The sequence below is a fragment of the Streptomyces sp. iso_384 genome (genome assembly GCF_056172905.1).
The window spans coordinates 6170469-6187817 of the sequence record NZ_JBWBTT010000001.1; the positions used below are offsets into that span (position 1 = coordinate 6170469).

The following is a 17349-nucleotide window of genomic DNA, read 5'->3' on the forward strand; positions in this document are numbered from 1 at the left end:
CCTCAGGACGGGCGGGGCAGCCACAGCCGGAAGGCCGCACCGCCCTCGGCCGCCCGGTGCACCGTCAGCGTGCCGCCGTGGCGCGAGGCGACGTCCCGGGCGATGGCGAGGCCCAGACCGGCCCCGCCGTCGTCCCGGCTGCGGGCGTCGTCGAGCCGGACGAACCGCTCGAAGATCCGCTCCCGCTCCTCGTCGGGGACACCGGCCCCGTCGTCCCGGACCTCCACCCGCACACCGCGCCCGTCGGCCGCCACCGACACCGCGACGCTCGCCTCGGCGTGCCGCTGGGCGTTGTCCAGCAGATTGCCGATCACCCGGGACAACTGCCCGCGCGACCCGTTCACCTCGAACGCGCCGCCCTCCGGCACCTCCACCCGCACCGCGATGCGGTCCCCGGCCCGCTGCGACACCTCCTCCCGGACCAGTGCGCCCAGCTCCACCGTCGCGCTCCCGGGCTTCTCCCCCGCGTCCAGCCGGGCGAGCAGCAGCAGGTCCGCCGCCAGCACCTGGAGCCGTACGGTGTCGGCGACCGCGCCCGGCAGGTCCAGCAGCTCCGGGTGGGCCTCGGCCACCTCCAGCTGGGTGCGCAGCGAGGCGATCGGGGAACGCAGTTCGTGCGAGGCGTCCGCGACGAACCTGCGCTGTCGCTCCACGGACGCCTCCAGGACCGTCAGCGTCTCGTTCGTCGTCCTGGCCAGCGCGGCGATCTCGTCCCGCGAACCGGGCTCCGGCACCCGGCGGGCCAGGTCCTCGGACGCGGTGATCGCCGCCATCTCGCGGCGGATGCCCTCGACCGGCCGCAGGGCCCGGCGGGTCACCAGCCAGGTCACCCCGGCGACGACGACCAGGAGCAGCGGCAGCCCGGTGAGCATGGCCCCGCGCACGGTGTTCACCGCCTCCTGCTCGGCGGCGAGCGGCGCGCCCGCGTACACGGTGAGGGTGACGCCGTCGGGGGTGGTCGCCTCGACGGCGGCGAAGCGGTAGTCGGCGGTGGTGCGGCCCACGGTGGCGGTGCCGTCGGAGAAGTCCGGGTCGTCGGAGGAGACCTCGCCCCGGCCCGGCCGGCTGCGGTCCCCGTCGTCGTCCCCGTCGTCGTCCCCGTCGTCGCCGTCGTCGTCGCCGGGTGACGGGGTGGCCCCCGCCGAGGCCGAGGGCACCGGGGTGACGCCGCCCGCGCCGGTGCCGGTGACGGCCCGCAGGTCCTTGGAGACGATGACGACCCGGTCCTCCTCGTCGGTCACCTGGACCGGGTGGTCCTCCTCGTCGTCCAGCTCCACGTCCTCGTACGGCGTGCCCGTGGCGATTTGTCCGGCCGCCTCGCGGGCCGCCACCTCGGCCTGGAGGTCCGCCTGGTCGATCAGGTTGGCCCGCAGGACGAGGAGGACGGCGAGTCCGGCCGCGACCAGGGCGACGGCGACGACCAGGGTGGCGCCGAGGGCGGCCCTGGCCCGGACGGACCTCACGCCGCCTCCAGCCGGTAGCCGGCGCCGCGCACCGTCACGATGGAGGCGGCGCCCAACTTGCGGCGCAGGGTGGAGATGTAGACCTCGACGATGTTCGGGTCGCCGTCGTAGGCGAAGTCCCAGACGTGCTCCAGGATCTCCGCCTTGCTGACCACCTGCCCGGCGCGCAGGGCGAGTTGCTCCAGCACGGCGAACTCCTTGGCGGTGAGGGCGTATTCGTCCTCGCCGCGGTGGACCCGGCGGGCGGCGGTGTCGATGCGCAGGGAGCCGACGGTCAGGACGGGCGCGGCGGTTCCGGCCCCGCGCCGGCGCAGCAGGGCGCGCACCCGGGCGACGAGGACGACGTAGCTGAAGGGCTTGGTCAGATAGTCGTCGGCGCCGGTGTCCAGGCCCTCGGCCTCGTCGTACTCGCCGTCCTTGGCGGTCAGCATGAGGATCGGCACCTCGTGTCCGGCGGCGCGCAGGTTCGAGCAGACGCGGTAGCCGTTCATGCCGGGCAGCATGATGTCGAGGATCACCAGGTCGTAGCCGCCCTCGCTCGCCCGGTGCAGCCCTTCGAGCCCGTCGTGCACGACATCCACGGCGAAGCCCTCGGCGGTGAGTCCCCTGGCCAGGGACACCGCGAGGCGCTTCTCGTCCTCCACGATCAACAGGCGCATGCGCACAGCCTCGCAAACTCCACCTGAAGAAGGCTTCAGGTGGCTTCAGGTTGCGTTCAGCATCGCCCCGGCAGTGTGGAACCCGTCGAACAGCACAGCAGCTCTCGGGGAGGAACCTCATGAAGCGCAACGTCACCATCGCAGCGATCACCGCGGCCGTTCTCATCGGCGGCACCACCGCCGCCACCGTCGCCCTCGCGGACAGCGGCGACGGCGAGCGCACGTCCACCAGGAGCGCGGGCACCGTGACCCGCGCCGACGACAGCGCTTCCGACGACCGCACGGCAGCCGCTTCCGGCGACCGTGCCCCGGCCGCCGCGAAGAGCACCCGCATCACCCTCGACCAGGCCGTCGCCGCCGCCCTGAAGAGCGTCCCGGGCACGGTCACCGAGGCCGAGCTGGACGATGACGACGACGACCACGGCGGCCGGGCGGTCTGGGAGCTGGACATCCGCGGCTCCGACGGCACCTGGCACGACGTGACAGTGGACGCCGCCACCGGCAAGGTCCTGAAGACCCGCGACGACGACAACGACGACCGCGACCGCCACGCGCCCCGCTCCGCCGCCGTCACCCTGAACCAGGCGGCGGCCCAGGCCCTGAAGACCGCGCCCGGCACGGTCACGTCGATCGACCTGGACGACGATGACGATGACGACAACGGCGGCCGGGGCAACGTCCTGCGCTGGGACGTCGACATCACGGGCAAGGACGGCAAGCAGCACGAACTGCGGGTCGACGCGAAGACCGGCAAGGTCACCGTGGACCGCGACGACGACGGCGACGACCGTGACGACCGTGACGACCGCGATGACCGGGACGGCGACCGTGACGGCCGGGGCGGCGACGACGACTGAACCACCGCCCAGCGCCCGTGAGCGCGGCAGGGGCCCCGTACCACTGCGACCTGCGACGCTGAGGGACAGCACATGAGCCACTACCCCGATCTGTCACCGTACTCCTACGACGAGTCACCCCGTGCCCTGCTCAACGTCGGATGGCTGCATCCCCACCACGGATACGGCACCGGTGTCGTGGACGAACGGGTGGTGCAGGCGTTGGTGATCCTCAGCTCCGCCTACGAGAACCAGATGCGCGGCTTTCACAGGTGCGAGTTCTGCGACACGGACCGGGTCTCCGTCTCCGTCTCCGTCTCCGGCGGGCCGAACGGGGACACCCGGGTATGGCTCGGCTCGGCGGAGATCCGGGTGACGGGGGAGGACGGAACCGTCTACGCCGCTCCGAACCTGGTCATCCACTACATCACCGCGCACCGCTACCGCCCGCCCGAGGGATTCTGCCGTGCGGCGGTCGGAGCGGCGGGAATCGATGCGCCCGGACCGCTGAGTCTGGTCGAGTAGCACCCTCGGACGGCGCCCGGTCGCCCCACGGCGGCCGGGCACGGCCCCGGGCACCCGCCTCTGCCCCGAGGACGGGGGCGGTGGGCGCGCCGGGCCCGTACGCGAGAACGGCCCCGGGGCGGCGCCCACGCCGCCCCGGGGCCGTCAACACGTGCTCAGGAGCTCAGGCGCTCCCCGTCAGCCCCGCCACCAGCTCGTCCGCCGCCGCGTACGGGTCCAGGCTCCCGGCCACGATGCGCTCGGCCAGGGCGTGCAGACGGCGGTCGCCGCGCAGGTCGGCGATCTTCTCGCGGAGCGCGGTGACGGCGATCGTCTCGACCTCGTGGGCGGCGCGGGCGGTGCGGCGCTCGGCGAGGACGCCGTGCTCCTCCATCCAGGCCCGGTGTTTCTCCAGCGCCTCGACGACCTCGTCCGTGCCCTGGCCCCGGGCCGCGACCGTCTTCACGATCGGGGGCCGCCAGTCGCCGGGGCCCCGGGACTCGCCCAGGCCCAGCATGTGGTTCAGCTCGCGGGCCGTGGCGTCCGCGCCGTCGCGGTCCGCCTTGTTGACCACGTAGACGTCGCCGATCTCCAGGATTCCGGCCTTGGCCGCCTGGATACCGTCGCCCATGCCCGGGGCGAGCAGCACCACGGAGGTGTCGGCCTGGGAGGCGATCTCCACCTCGGACTGGCCGACGCCGACCGTCTCGACGAGGACCACGTCGCAGCCCGCCGCGTCCAGCACCCGGATGGCCTGCGGGGCGGACCAGGCCAGGCCCCCGAGGTGGCCCCGGGTCGCCATGGAGCGAATGTAGACGCCCGGGTCGGAGACATGGTCCGCCATCCGGATCCGGTCGCCCAGCAGCGCGCCGCCGGAGAACGGCGAGGACGGGTCGACGGCGAGGACGCCGACCCGCTTGCCCGCCCGGCGGTAGGCGGTGACCAGGGCCGAGGTGGAGGTGGACTTGCCGACGCCGGGCGAGCCCGTGAGCCCGACGACGTAGGCGTGGCCCGCCAGCGGCGCCAGCGCGGCCATCACCTCCCGCAGCTGCGGGGACGCCCCCTCCACCAGCGAGATCAGCCGAGCCACCGCACGCGGCCTGCCTGCTCGCGCCTGTTCGACCAGCGTGGGGACGTCCACGTCCACGTTCACCGCTCCGTATCCCTCGATCTCTCGCCCTCGTGACCGTTACGGGTGTTACTTGCCCGGAACGCGGATGATCAGCGCGTCGCCCTGGCCGCCGCCACCGCACAGCGCCGCGGCGCCCGTGCCGCCGCCGCGCCGCTTCAGCTCCAGCGCCAGGTGCAGGACGACCCGGGCGCCGGACATCCCGATGGGGTGGCCGAGCGCGATCGCGCCGCCGTTGACGTTGACCTTGTCCGAGGTGACGCCCAGGTCCTTCATGGACTGGACGGCGACGGCGGCGAACGCCTCGTTGATCTCGATCAGGTCGAGGTCGTCGACGGTCAGGCCGTCCTTCTTCAGGGCGTGCTCGATGGCGTTGGACGGCTGCGACTGCAGGGAGTTGTCGGGGCCCGCGACGTTTCCGTGGGCGCCGATCTCGGCGATCCAGTCGAGGCCCAGCTCCTCGGCCCTGGCCTTGCTCATCACGACGACGGCCGCGGCGCCGTCGGAGATCTGCGAGGAGGTGCCGGCGGTGATCGTGCCGTCCTTGGCGAAGGCGGGGCGCAGCTTGCCGAGGGTCTCCACGGTCGTCTCGGCGCGGATGCCCTCGTCCTGGGCGAAGAGGACCGGGTCGCCCTTGCGCTGCGGGATCTCGACCGGGGTGATCTCCGCCTCGAAGAGGCCGTTCTTCTGGGCGGCGGCGGCCCGCTGGTGGGACAGCGCGCCGATCTCGTCCTGGGCGGCGCGGTCGAGCCCGAGACGCCCGTTGTGCTTCTCGGTGGACTCTCCCATCGGGATGTTCTCGTACGCGTCGGTGAGACCGTCGTACGCCATCGAGTCCAGCATCTCGATCGCGCCGTACTTGTAGCCCTCGCGGGACTTCGGCAGCAGGTGCGGGGCGTTGGTCATGGACTCCTGGCCGCCCGCGACCACCACGTCGAACTCCCCGGCGCGGATGAGCTGGTCGGCCAGCGCGATGGCGTCGAGGCCGGAGAGACACACCTTGTTGACGGTGAGCGCGGGGACGTTCATCGGGATGCCGGCCTTGATCGCGGCCTGCCGGGCGGGAATCTGGCCCGCGCCGGCCGTGAGCACCTGGCCCATGATCACGTACTGGACCTGATCACCGCCGATGCCGGCCCGGTCCAGGGCGGCCTTGATCGCGACGCCGCCGAGCTCGGCGGCGGAGAAGCTCTTCAGGGAGCCGAGGAGACGGCCCATGGGCGTCCGGGCGCCCGCGACGATCACTGAGGTGGTGGTACCGGTCGTTGCTGGCATGGGCACGGCCCCTTGGGATCGGATGTGAACGAGGGTTTACCTGAATGTACTGAGCGGTCCCGCGCCCGTCATCCGGCTACCGGTGTGACGGCGCGCACGTTGCGTAACCATGGCGGGGGCGCTGCACTGGATTCATGCTGACGCGAATCGACCACATCGGGATCGCCTGTTTCGACCTGGACAAGACGGTTGAGTTCTACCGTGCCACGTACGGGTTCGAGGTGTTCCACTCCGAGATCAACGAGGAGCAGGGCGTCCGGGAGGCGATGCTCAAGATCAACGAGACCTCGGACGGCGGGGCTTCGTACCTCCAACTGCTGGAGCCGACCCGGGAGGACTCGGCCGTGGGCAAGTGGCTGGCGAAGAACGGGGAAGGCGTGCACCACATCGCCTTCGGTACGGAGGATGTGGACGGGGACGCCGCGGACATCCGCGAAAAGGGCGTCCGGGTGCTGTACGACGAGCCCAGGACGGGGTCCATGGGGTCCCGGATCACCTTCCTGCACCCCAAGGACTGCCACGGCGTCCTCACCGAACTGGTCACGAGCAGGGCGGAGCACTGACCCCCGCATACCCGGCCCGGTAGAGTGGGCGGTTCCGGGCCGGGGCCGGGTCGGGGCCGTACCGCGTCCTCGTCGTTCGTCTGTCACCATTCCCCGGGGGACCGCTCGTCGGCGGGCCCCCGTGTGCAGAGTTGCGACCAGGGTTGGGGTCTCCCCTGCTCGAAGAGTGTGAGAGCTCGGGGAAGGATGGGACCGCGCAGTGCGGGGCTACGAACGCCAGGAGAGCCACCGAGCTGAAGACGACCATCTCTCGCGGTTCGAAGCCGAGATGGACCGGCTGAAGACCGACCGGGAGAAGGCCGTCCAGCACGCCGAGGACCTCGGTTACCAGGTCGAGGTCTTGCGTGCCAAGCTGCACGAAGCCCGGCGCAATCTCGCGACCCGTCCCGCCTACGACAGCGCGGACATCGGTTACCAGGCCGAGCAGATGCTGCGGAACGCGCAGGTCCAGGCCGAGCAGATGCGCAGCGACGCCGAGCGCGAGCTGCGCGAGGCCCGGGCCCAGACACAGCGGATCCTGCAGGAGCACGCCGAGCACCAGGCGCGCCTCCAGGCCGAGTTGCACACCGAGGCCGTCCAGCGCAGGCAGCGGCTCGACCAGGAGCTGGCGGAGCGCCGCCAGACCGTCGAGTCGCACGTCAACGAGAACGTCGCCTGGGCCGAACAGCTGCGCGCCCGCACCGAGTCGCAGGCCCGCCGGCTGCTGGAGGAGTCCCGCGCCGAGGCCGAGCAGGCGCTGGCCGCCGCCCGCGACGAGGCCGCCCGGCTGGCCGAGGAGACCCGTCGGCGGACCGGTTCGGAGACCGAGACCGCCCGGGCCGAAGCCGAAGCGATCCTGCTGCGTGCCCGCAAGGACGCCGAGCGCCTGCTCGGGGCCGCCTCAGCCCAGGCGCAGGAGGCCACCAGCCACGCGGAACAGCTGCGCTCCAGCACCACCGCGGAGACCGACCAGGCCCGCCAGCAGACCGCCGAGCTGAACCGCACCGCCGAGCAGCGCCTCGCGGAGGCCGAGACCCGGCTGCGCGAGTCCCGCCTGGAGGCCGAGAAGGTCCTCTCCGAGGCGAAGGAGGCCGCCGCCAAGCAGCTGGCCGCCGCCGAGTCGCAGAACGAACAGCGCACCCGTACGGCCAAGTCGGAGATCGCCCGGCTGGTCGGCGAGGCCACCCAGAGCACCGAGGCGCTCAAGGAGGAGGCCGAGCAGGCCCTCGCCGACGCCCGTGCCGAGGCGGAGCGACTGGTCGCCGAAGCCGGTGAGAAGGCCCGTACGGTCGCCGCCGAGGACGCCGCCGCCCAGCTGGCGAAGGCGGCCCGCAGCGCCGAGGAGGTGCTCACCAAAGCCTCCGAGGACGCGAAGTCGACCACCAAGGCGGCGAGCGAGGAGGCCGAGCGGATCCGCCGCGAGGCCGAGGCCGAGGCGGACCGGCTGCGCGGCGAGGCCGCCGAACAGGCCGACGAGCTCAAGGGCGCGGCCAAGGACGACACCAAGGAGTACCGGGCCAAGACGGTCGAGCTCCAGGAGGAGGCCCGCCGGCTGCGCGGCGAGGCCGAGCAGCTGCGCTCCGAGGCGGTCGCCGAGGGCGAGCGGATCCGGGGCGAGGCCCGCCGCGAGGCGGTCCAGCAGCTGGAGGAGGGCGCCCGTACCGCCGAGGAGCTGCTGACCAAGGCCCGCTCCGACGCGGACGAGCTGCGCACCAAGGCGAACGGCGAGAGCGAGCGGATCCGCGCCGAGGCCGCCGAGCGGGCCGCGGCCCTGCGCAAGCAGGCCGAGGAGACGCTGGAGCGCACCCGGACCGAGGCCGACGAGCTGCGGGCCGAGGCCGAGGAGCAGGCGGCGGCCGTCACGGAGGCGGCCGAGCGCGCCGCCGCCGAGCTGCGCGAGGAGACCGAGCGCGCAGTCGCCGCCCGGCAGGCCGAGGCCGCCGACGAGCTGACCCGGCTGCACACCGAGGCCGAGGCGAAGCTCACCGCCGCCGAGGAGGTGCTCGGCGAGGCCCGGACCGAGGCCGAGCGGATCCGCCGCGAGACGAGCGAGGAGTCGGAGCGGCAGCGCGCGGAGGCCGCCGAGCGGCTGCGGGCGCTGACCGAGCAGGCCGAGGCGGAGGCCGAACGGCTGCGCGACGAGGCCGCCGCCGACGCCTCGCAGTCACGTGCCGAGGGCGAGAACGTCGCCGTACGGCTGCGGAGCGAGGCCGCCGCGGAGGCCGAGCGGCTCAAGTCCGAGGCCCAGGAGAGCGCCGACCGGGTGCGCGCGGAGGCCGCGGCCGCCGCCGAGCGGGTCGGGGCCGAGGCCGCCGAGGCGCTGGCCGCCGCCCAGGAGGAGGCCACGCGCCGCCGCCGGGAGGCCGAGGAGATCCTCGGTGCGGCCAGGACCGAAGCGGAGCAGGAGCGCGAGCGGGCCCGGGAGCAGAGCGAGGAGCTGCTCGCCTCCGCCCGCAAGCGGGTCGAGGAGGCCCAGGCCGAGGCTGACCGGCTGGTCGAGGAGGCGGACACCCGGGCGACCGAGCTGGTCTCGGCGGCCGAGCAGACCGCCCAGCAGGTACGGGACTCCGTCTCGGGTCTGCAGGAGCAGGCCGAGGAGGAGATCGCCGGGCTGCGTTCGACGGCGGAGCATGTCGCGGAGCGCACCCGGACCGAGGCGCAGGAGGAGGCGGACCGGGTCCGCGCCGACGCGCACGCGGAGCGGGACCGGGCCTCCGAGGACGCGGTACGCCTGCGTCAGGAGGCGAACGAGGAGGCGGACCGGCTCCGGCGCGAGGCGCACGAGGAGGCCGAGGCCGCGAAGGCGCTGGCCGAGCGGACGGTCTCCGAGGCGATCGGCGAGTCGGAGCGGCTGCGCGCGGACACCTCCGAGTACAGCCAGCGGATGCGCACCGAGGCGTCCGACGCCCTGGCGTCGGCGGAGCAGGACGCCTCGCGCGCCCGTGCCGAGGCCCGGCAGGACGCCAACCGGATCCGTTCGGAGGCGGCGGCCCAGTCGGACCTGCTGATCGGCGAGTCGACCACCGAGAGCGAACGCATCCGCAACGAGGCGGCCCAGGCCGCCGAGCAGCTCGTCGTCGAGGCCACCACGGAGGCCAACCGCCGCCGGGCCGAGTCCACCGAGAAGGCGGACCGGATGCTGGCCGAGGCGACGGCCGAGTCCGAGCGGCTGCGCAGTGAGGCGGCCGAGCGGCTGGGCTCCGCGCAGGAGCACGCGGCCCGCACCCACGAGGAGGCCGAACGGCTGCGCGCGGAGGCGGAGTCGGCGGCGGAGGAGCTGCGCGCCCAGGCCCGCCAGGAGGCGGACCGGGTGCTGGACGAGGCGCGCGAGGCGGCGGCGAAACGCCGGGCGGACGCGGCCGAGCAGGCGGACCAGCTCATCAACAAGGCGCGGGAAGAGGCGCTGCGTACGGCCACCGAGGCCGAGACGCAGTCCGACACGATGGTCGGCGCGGCCCGCAAGGAGGCCCAGCGGATCACCTCGGAGGCGACCGTCGAGGGCAACACCCTGGTGGAGCGCGCCCGGGCCGACGCGGATGAGCTGCTGGTCGGCGCCCGGCGCGACGCGACCCAGATCCGGGAGCGGGCCGAGGAGCTGCGGACCCGGCTGGAGAGCGAGATCGAGGAGCTGCACGAGCGGGCCCGCCGGGAGACGTCCGAGCAGATGAAGACCGCCGGAGAGCGCGTCGACAACCTGATGAAGGCGGCGACCGAGCAGCGCGACGAGGCCGAGGCGAAGGCCAAGGAGCTGATGGCGGAGGCCAATTCGGAGGCGAGTAAGGTCCGTATCGCCGCGGTGAAACGGGCCGAGTCGCTGCTGAAGGAGGCCGAGACCAAGAAGGCCGAGCTGATCCGCGAGGCGGAGAAGCTGCGCGCCGACGCCGAGGCCGAGGCGAAGGCCACGGTCGACGAGGGCAAACGCGAGCTGGACGTCCTGGTGCGCAGGCGCGAGGACATCAATGCGGAGATCTCCCGTGTCCAGGACGTGCTCGAAGCGTTGGAGTCTTTCGAGACTCCGACCGGGGGCGGGAAACCGGCCGGCGGTTCCGCGGGGGGCGCCAAGGCCCCGGCGGCGGCGGGGACCCGATCGGGGGGCAAGTCGTCCGAGCGGTAGCCGATCCGCGGTGCGCCGTGGTTCGCCATGGACATTCAACCCTTCGAGTGGCAAGCACTCCGGGGGTCAGCCACTCAAAAGGGGTGTCATTCTCCAGATCAAACCGGCATCTGCACGCTGACACGCCGCTATGGCCCCTAGGATTCCCTCTATCACCTCACCGGTCTCATTCGACAGGAACCCCATGAGTGACCCTTCCTCCCCCTTCGGCTTCGAGCTCGTGCGCCGTGGCTACGACCGCGGTCAGGTGGACGACCGCATTACCAAGCTCGTCGCCGACCGTGATAGTGCTCTGGCCCGAATCACCTCTCTGGAAAAGCGCATCGAGGAGCTGCACCTCGAAACGCAGAACGCCCAGGCCCAGGTAAACGACGCGGAGCCGTCGTACGCCGGCCTCGGCGCCCGTGTCGAGAAGATTCTCCGCCTCGCCGAGGAGGAGGCCAAGGACCTGCGCGAGGAGGCCCGTCGCGCGGCCGAGCAGCACCGTGAGCTCGCCGAGTCGGCGGCCCAGCAGGTGCGCAACGACGCCGAGTCGTTCGCCGCCGAGCGCAAGGCGAAGGCCGAGGACGAGGGCGTCCGGATCGTCGAGAAGGCTCAGGGCGAGGCGAACACGCTGCGCTCGGACGCCCAGAAGGACGCCCAGCAGAAGCGCGAGGAGGCCGACGCCCTCTTCGAGGAGACCCGCGCCAAGGCCGCCCAGGCCGCGGCCGACTTCGAGACGAACCTCGCCAAGCGCCGCGAGCAGTCGGAGCGCGACCTCGCGTCCCGTCAGGCCAAGGCCGAGAAGCGTCTCGCCGAGATCGAGCACCGCGCCGAGCAGCTCCGCCTGGAGGCCGAGAAGCTTCGCACGGACGCCGAGCGCCGGGCCCGCCAGACGGTGGAGACCGCCCAGCGCCAGGCCGAGGACATCGTCGCCGACGCCAACGCCAAGGCCGACCGGATCCGCAGCGAATCGGAGCGCGAGCTGGCGGCGCTCACCAACCGCCGCGACTCGATCAACGCGCAGCTGACCAATGTCCGCGAGATGCTGGCGACGCTGACCGGCGCCGCCGTGGCCGCCGCCGGCACCCCGGTGGAGGACGAGCCCGCCACCCGCGGCGTCCCGGCCCAGCAGACCCGCTGACGCCCCGCAGTACCCCCGTGTGCGCCCGGTTCTGCCCTTGTGGTGGCGCCGGGCGCTCGGGCGTTCTAGCGTGTGCGCATGATCGAGCTCGAGGGACTCACCAAACGGTTCGGCAGCAAGGTCGCCGTCGATCATCTGTCGTTTCAGGTCAGGCCGGGCATCGTGACCGGCTTTCTCGGTCCCAACGGGGCGGGCAAGTCCACCACGATGCGGATGATGCTCGATCTCGACCACGCGACCAGCGGCACGGTGCGCATCGACGGCAAGCACTACCGCGAACTCCAGGAACCGCTGAAGTACATCGGGGCGCTCCTCGACGCCAAGGCGATGCACGGCGGCCGCAGCGCGTACAACAACCTGCTGTGCCTGGCGCAGAGCAACCGCATCCCGAGCGGCCGGGTCGACGAGGTGCTCGACATGGTCGGTCTGACCGCGGTGGCGAAGAAGAAGTCCAAGGGGTTCTCCCTCGGCATGGGCCAGCGGCTCGGCATCGCCTCCGCGCTGCTGGGCGATCCCGAGATCCTGATGTTCGACGAGCCGGTCAACGGACTGGACCCGGAGGGCATCCACTGGATCCGCAATCTGATGAAGGCGCTCGCGTCGGAGGGCCGGACGATCTTCGTCTCCTCGCACCTGATGAGCGAAATGGCGCTGACCGCCGACCATTTGATCGTGATCGGCCAGGGCAAGCTGCTCGCCGACACCTCGATGGCGGACTTCATCCACGAGAACTCCCGCAGCTACACGCGGCTGCGCTCCCCGCAGCAGGAGCGGCTGCGCGACGTGCTGCACCAGGAGGGCTTCACCGCGGTCGAGACGGCGGGCGGCGTCCTGGAGATCGACGGCGCGAGCACCGAGGAACTGGGTGAACTGGCGGCCCGGCACCAGGTGGTGCTGCACGAGTTGAGTTCCCAGCGGGCCTCGCTGGAGGAGGCGTTCATGCAGATGACCGCCGGTTCGGTGGAGTACCACGCCCATTCCGAACAGGATCCGGCCGCCGAACCGCCAGCGGTGGGCGCGGGCTGGGGCGAGGGCTGGAACAAGCCGGGCAGCACCGACAACGAGGGCGAGTGACGACGATGGCATCGGTACCCGCGGTTCTCACCTCGGAGTGGACCAAGATCCGGTCGGTCTCCTCGACCACCTGGACCCTCATCTCCGCGTTCGCGGTGACGGTCGTGATGGGCGTGGCGCTGAGCGCCCTGCTGAACGCCACGTTCGACGATCTCTCCGAGGCCGAGCAGGCCACGTTCGACCCGACCTTCGTCAGCTTCTCCGGGACCATTCTCGGCCAGCTCGCGATGGTCGTGTTCGGAGTGCTGGTGGTCGGTACGGAGTACAGCTCCGGCATGATCCGCACCTCGCTGGCGGCGGTGCCCCAGCGCGCGACCTTCCTCCTCAGCAAGATCACGGTGGCCGGTGTGCTGGCCCTGGTCGTGGGGCTGCTCACCAGCTTCGTCTCGTTCTTCCTCGGCCAGGCCATGCTGGGCGACCGGGGCACCGACATCGGCGCGGAGAACGTCCTGCGCGCGGTGGTCGGCGGCGGGCTCTACATGGGGCTGATCGCGATCTTCTCCATGGGAGTGGCGGCGATGCTGCGCAGCTCCATGCTGTCGCTCGGCATCCTGATGCCGTTCTTCTTCCTGGTCTCGCAGATCCTCGCGGCGGTGCCCGGCGCCAAGAGCGTCGCCCGGTACTTCCCGGACCAGGCCGGTTCGAAGATCATGCAGGTCGTCCCGGACGCGATGAACACCGATCCCGCCCCGTACGGTCCGTGGGGAGGGCTCGGCATCATGGTGCTCTGGGTCCTGGCCGCGGTGCTCGGCGGCTATCTGGTCCTGAAGAAGCGGGACGCCTAGAGCCCGTAACCGCCCGCTCGCACGCTGTGCGCAACTTGGCCGGAACCGTCAGCGCCTGGTTATCCTCCTAACTCTTACGGGGGTGTGCGGCCGGGTGGCCCGAGCCCCGAACGACAGAGTGAGTCGATGGGGCTGGAGAATGATCGAGGCAGTCGGCCTGACCAAGCGCTACGGCGCGAAGACGGCCGTGGACGACCTTTCCTTCCAGGTGCGGCCGGGCGCCGTCACCGGCTTCCTCGGTCCCAACGGGTCGGGCAAGTCCACGACCATGCGCATGATCCTCGGCCTGGACCGCCCCACCGCGGGTCACGTCACGATCGCCGGCCACCCCTACCGCAGCCTGCCGAACGCCCCGCGCCTGGTGGGCGCGCTGCTGGACGCCAAGGGCGTGCACGGCGGCCGCACCGCCCGTAACCACCTGCTGTCCCTGGCCCAGCTGGCCGGTATCCCGGCGGCCCGGGTGGACGAGGTGCTGGGCGTCGTCGGCCTCAGGGACGTCGCCAAGCGGCGCTCCAGCGGCTTCTCGCTCGGGATGGGGCAGCGGCTCGGGATCGCGGCGGCGCTGCTCGGCGATCCGCAGGTGCTGCTGTTCGACGAGCCGGTCAACGGTCTCGACCCGGAGGGCATCCACTGGGTCCGCAATCTGATGAAGTCGCTGGCCGCCGAGGGGCGCACCGTCTTCGTCTCGTCCCATCTGATGAGCGAGATGGCCCTGACCGCCGACCATCTGATCGTGATCGGGCGCGGCCGGCTGCTCTCCGACATGAGCGTCACGGACTTCATCTCCGCCAACTCCGCCGACTTCGCCCGGGTCCGGGTGCCGGAGGACGACGCCGTGGAACGGAAGAAGCTGACGGCCACGCTCATCGAGGCGGGCGGCCGGGTGCTGTCGGAGCCGGGCGGGGCCCTGCGGGTCACCGGGCTGCCGCTGCCGCGGATCAGCGATCTGGCCCACGCGTGCGACGTACGGCTCTGGGAGCTGTCGCCGCACCAGGCCTCGCTGGAGGAGGCGTACATGCGGCTGACCCAGGGCCTGGTGGACTACCGCTCGACGGACGACGCCAAGGAGGGCCTCGTGGAACCGCCGCCCCTGGACACGTACGGCAATGTCCTGGGCGCCGACGACCCGGCGCCCCCGGAACCGGTGGAGGTGCCGCAGGAGGGCTGGTACGCCCCGCCGCCGCCCGTCCGCCCGGACCGGGACGCCGGGCCCGCTCCCGTACCCGCCGCCGAGCCCTCCTTCGCCGCCCCGGCCGGGGAGCAGACCAGCAAGGACCTCAGATGACGACGCCGGCCACCCCGCAGGCTGACGAGCAGGCGCCGGAAGCCGGCCTGCCGGGCCCCTACGAGTCGCCGATCCCGATCCGGCCCGCCACCCTCGGCGATGCGGTCGCCTCGGAGTGGACCAAGATCCGTTCCGTGCGCGCCACGGTCTGGACGCTCGGCGTGATGGTCGCGCTGATGCTGACGATCGGGTCCGGCACCGCGCTGCTGCTCGCGGTGAACGACGCCGGCCTGTCGGGCGAGCCCGTCCTGGGCCTCGGCTTCTTCGGGGTGCTGCTGGGCTCGATCTGCGTGATCACGCTCGGGGTGCTGACCATCGGCTCCGAGTACAGCACCGGCATGATCCGTACGACGCTGACGGCCTGCCCGAGCCGGGGCCGGGTGCTCGCGGCGAAGGCGATCGTCTTCTTCCTGCTGACCTTCGTCATCACGACGGTGACCGCCACGGTCGTGGCGGTGTTCCAGACCCTGATCCTGAACGACACCGTCGCCGCGTCGGCCGGCCAGTGGGTGTACGCCACGCTCGGCGTCGGGTTCTACATCGCGGCCCTCGGCCTGCTGTCGCTCGGGGTCGGCGCGATCGTGCGGCACTCGGCGGGCGCGATCACCATCATGATCGGCGTGGTGCTGCTGCCGCTGGTCCTGGCGCTGTTCATGTTCGCCGACGATCTGCGGGGCCTTCAGCGCTTCCTGATCGAATACTCGATCCCCAACCAGCTCAGCGCGCTGTACGGCGCGACGATGACCGATTCCGGTCCGTCCGCCTGGGAGTCGCCGGTGCTGATGGCGTGCATGGCCGCCGTGGCGCTGGTCGGGGCGCTCGCGATACTGAACCGGCGCGACGTCTGAGAGCACGGACGGGGTCCGGGAGCATGCGCGTAGGCACAGGTCCTCGCGTACGTCCAAGGTCTCGTGTACGTCCGTGGGGCCGCGGGACCTCAGTGGCGCGGGGCGTTACGGGACCGCTGCACCCGGGTGGTGCGGCGGTCCTTCGCGTTCCAGCACGCCTTGTGCCAGTGCCTGCGGTCGTCGATGCCGCCGTACTCGGGCCAGGCGACCAGATGCGGGACGCCGGAGGGGATCTCCTGGTCGCAGCCGGGACAGCGGTACCGCTTGCCCTGGGCGCTCGCGCCGCTGACCGGGCGCACCGACCACTCCTCGCCCTGCCAGCTCTCGGTGCCCCCTCCCCCGCCGTATCTGCCGGGCGCCGTGCCGGGGCGTTCGTCGGGACTCTCGCCGCCACGGGGGCGGTTACGGCGCGGGGACACAGGACACCTCACGGGGGCGGATCGGGCACGGTCCGACCAAGCCTAGAGCCTGGTGTCGGGGTGGTCGTCGGGTCCCCGGGGCGGTCCGATCCGGCAGTGGAATGAGTTAGCGGAAAATCGCAACAACTTCTCCGCGGACCGTGCCTTTGGCACGTGTCAGACGTTGTTGCCAGTGGGGGAGAACGCGTCGGCCGCAAGGAGGCAATAGGCGATGCGCATCGGAACATTCGTTCTGGCAGCCCAGTTCCCGGGACAGGGGCCGGGTGAGGCCCTGCACCGGGCCGTCCGGTCCACCGAGGCCGCGGAGGAGAGCGGCCTCGACTCGGTCTGGCTGGCCGAGCACCACTTCGTGCCGTACGGAGTCTGCCCGTCGGCGACGACGCTGGCCGCGCTGCTGCTGGGCCGCACCCGCAGAATCCGGGTCGGCACCGCTGTCAGCGTGCTGCCCAGCCACCACCCGGTCGCGCTCGCCGAGCAGGCCGCGCTGCTGCATCTGACCAGCGGCGGGCGCTTCTCGCTCGGGGTGGGCCGGGGCGGTCCGTGGGTGGACCTGGAGGTGTTCGGCGGCGGTCTCGACGCGTACGAGAACGGCTTCCCCGAGGCACTCGGCCTGGTGCTCGACTGGCTGCGGGAGGCGCGCGTCGCGGGGCGCGGCGAGCGGTTCGGCTTCCGCGAGGTGGCGGTGGTGCCGCGCGCGGACGAGCTGCTGGAGGGGCCGGCCGACGCGGTTCCCGGCGCGGCGGGGCCCGAGGTCGTCGTGGCGTGCACCTCGCCGAAGAGCGTGCGGCTCGCGGCCCGGCAGGCGCTCCCGATGCTGCTGGGCATGCACTGCGGGGACGAGGAGAAGGCGGAGATGGTCGCCCTGTGGCGTACGGCGGCCCGGGAGGCCGGCCATCCGCCCGAGGTGGTGGAGGGGGCCGCACATGTGTCCGCCGGGGTGGCCCAGATCGCGGACGGCGCCGGGGGTGCCACGGAGATGCTGGTGAAGGCGATGCCCGGCTGGCTGCGCCAGGGGCTCGACGCCCATGTCACGGTCGACGGCAGGCACCGCGTGATGCGGGACCCGGTCGCGTACACGGAACTGCTGTGCGGGCTGCATCCGGTGGGCACGCCGCAGCTGGCGGCCGACCGGCTCGCGGCCACCGCCGAGCGGACCGGGATCACGCGCTTCGCCCTGCTGGTGGAGGGCTCGGGCGATCTCGCGGCGACCGAGGAGAATGTGCGGCGGCTGGGCGCCGATGTGCTGCCGCTGCTCACCTGACCTGGCCATGCCGGTGTTCCTCGGTGACCGGG

15 protein-coding genes are annotated in these 17349 nt (G+C 72.4%); 10 read left to right on the plus strand and 5 right to left on the minus strand.

Annotation, left to right across the window (positions count from 1 at the left end; genetic code table 11):
* Window positions 1-2 precede the first annotated feature (2 nt).
* On the minus strand, window positions 3-1463 hold the full coding sequence (locus AC0VY3_RS27540) for a sensor histidine kinase (protein WP_103511473.1): 1461 nt from the start codon (window positions 1461-1463) through the stop codon (window positions 3-5).
* Window positions 1460-2122, minus strand: a complete 663-nt coding sequence (locus AC0VY3_RS27545) for a response regulator transcription factor (protein ID WP_475550844.1) — start codon at window positions 2120-2122, stop codon at window positions 1460-1462. Before AC0VY3_RS27545 ends, AC0VY3_RS27540 begins: the two co-directional genes overlap by 4 nt.
* A 119-nt stretch (window positions 2123-2241) precedes the next feature.
* Between AC0VY3_RS27545 and AC0VY3_RS27550 the strand changes: the two genes are divergently transcribed.
* Window positions 2242-2979, plus strand: a complete 738-nt coding sequence (locus AC0VY3_RS27550; protein WP_475550845.1) for a PepSY domain-containing protein — start codon at window positions 2242-2244, stop codon at window positions 2977-2979.
* Between the two features lie 72 nt (window positions 2980-3051).
* Window positions 3052-3483: a DUF7919 family protein gene (locus AC0VY3_RS27555; RefSeq protein ID WP_475550846.1), complete on the plus strand. Its 432-nt coding sequence runs from the start codon at window positions 3052-3054 to the stop codon at window positions 3481-3483.
* A gap of 163 nt (window positions 3484-3646) precedes the next feature.
* Here AC0VY3_RS27555 and meaB read toward each other — a convergent pair whose 3' ends face one another.
* Together meaB and AC0VY3_RS27565 are read right to left on the minus strand one after the other, a co-directional pair.
* Entirely contained in the window at window positions 3647-4615 is a 969-nt protein-coding gene (gene meaB, locus AC0VY3_RS27560) for a methylmalonyl Co-A mutase-associated GTPase MeaB (RefSeq protein WP_181011030.1), read from the minus strand.
* A gap of 45 nt (window positions 4616-4660) precedes the next feature.
* A complete protein-coding gene (locus AC0VY3_RS27565) occupies window positions 4661-5836 on the minus strand; it encodes an acetyl-CoA C-acetyltransferase (protein WP_103511469.1) in 1176 nt (391 codons plus the stop codon).
* A 164-nt stretch (window positions 5837-6000) separates the two neighbouring features.
* On the opposite strand from AC0VY3_RS27565, the gene mce reads away from it, so the two are divergent.
* The 7 genes from mce (at window position 6001) to AC0VY3_RS27600 (ending at window position 15637) form a co-directional block, all read left to right on the plus strand.
* The gene (gene mce / locus AC0VY3_RS27570; RefSeq protein WP_103511468.1) at window positions 6001-6429 is read left to right on the plus strand and encodes a methylmalonyl-CoA epimerase; all 429 of its coding nucleotides are present in this window, start codon (window positions 6001-6003) and stop codon (window positions 6427-6429) included.
* A gap of 199 nt (window positions 6430-6628) precedes the next feature.
* The gene (gene scy / locus AC0VY3_RS27575) at window positions 6629-10522 is read left to right on the plus strand and encodes a polarized growth protein Scy (RefSeq protein ID WP_475550847.1); all 3894 of its coding nucleotides are present in this window, start codon (window positions 6629-6631) and stop codon (window positions 10520-10522) included.
* A gap of 184 nt (window positions 10523-10706) precedes the next feature.
* On the plus strand, window positions 10707-11645 hold the full coding sequence (locus tag AC0VY3_RS27580; RefSeq protein WP_030079278.1) for a coiled-coil domain-containing protein: 939 nt from the start codon (window positions 10707-10709) through the stop codon (window positions 11643-11645).
* A gap of 78 nt (window positions 11646-11723) precedes the next feature.
* Window positions 11724-12719 carry an ABC transporter ATP-binding protein gene (locus tag AC0VY3_RS27585; protein ID WP_103507876.1) on the plus strand — a complete coding sequence of 332 codons (996 nt, stop codon included), beginning with the start codon at window positions 11724-11726 and terminating at the stop codon, window positions 12717-12719.
* Between the two features lie 5 nt (window positions 12720-12724).
* Window positions 12725-13504, plus strand: coding sequence for an ABC transporter permease (locus tag AC0VY3_RS27590; protein WP_103507880.1), 780 nt, complete (start codon window positions 12725-12727; stop codon window positions 13502-13504).
* A gap of 139 nt (window positions 13505-13643) precedes the next feature.
* Window positions 13644-14789, plus strand: a complete 1146-nt coding sequence (locus AC0VY3_RS27595; protein WP_475550848.1) for an ABC transporter ATP-binding protein — start codon at window positions 13644-13646, stop codon at window positions 14787-14789.
* Window positions 14786-15637, plus strand: coding sequence for an ABC transporter permease (locus AC0VY3_RS27600; RefSeq protein WP_475550849.1), 852 nt, complete (start codon window positions 14786-14788; stop codon window positions 15635-15637). Before AC0VY3_RS27595 ends, AC0VY3_RS27600 begins: the two co-directional genes overlap by 4 nt.
* Before the next feature lie 89 nt (window positions 15638-15726).
* Here AC0VY3_RS27600 and AC0VY3_RS27605 read toward each other — a convergent pair whose 3' ends face one another.
* Window positions 15727-16056, minus strand: coding sequence for a hypothetical protein (locus tag AC0VY3_RS27605; RefSeq protein WP_030079288.1), 330 nt, complete (start codon window positions 16054-16056; stop codon window positions 15727-15729).
* Between the two features lie 211 nt (window positions 16057-16267).
* On the opposite strand from AC0VY3_RS27605, the gene AC0VY3_RS27610 reads away from it, so the two are divergent.
* Window positions 16268-17317 carry an LLM class flavin-dependent oxidoreductase gene (locus tag AC0VY3_RS27610; protein WP_475550850.1) on the plus strand — a complete coding sequence of 350 codons (1050 nt, stop codon included), beginning with the start codon at window positions 16268-16270 and terminating at the stop codon, window positions 17315-17317.
* The last annotated feature ends 32 nt before the right edge of the window (window positions 17318-17349 follow it).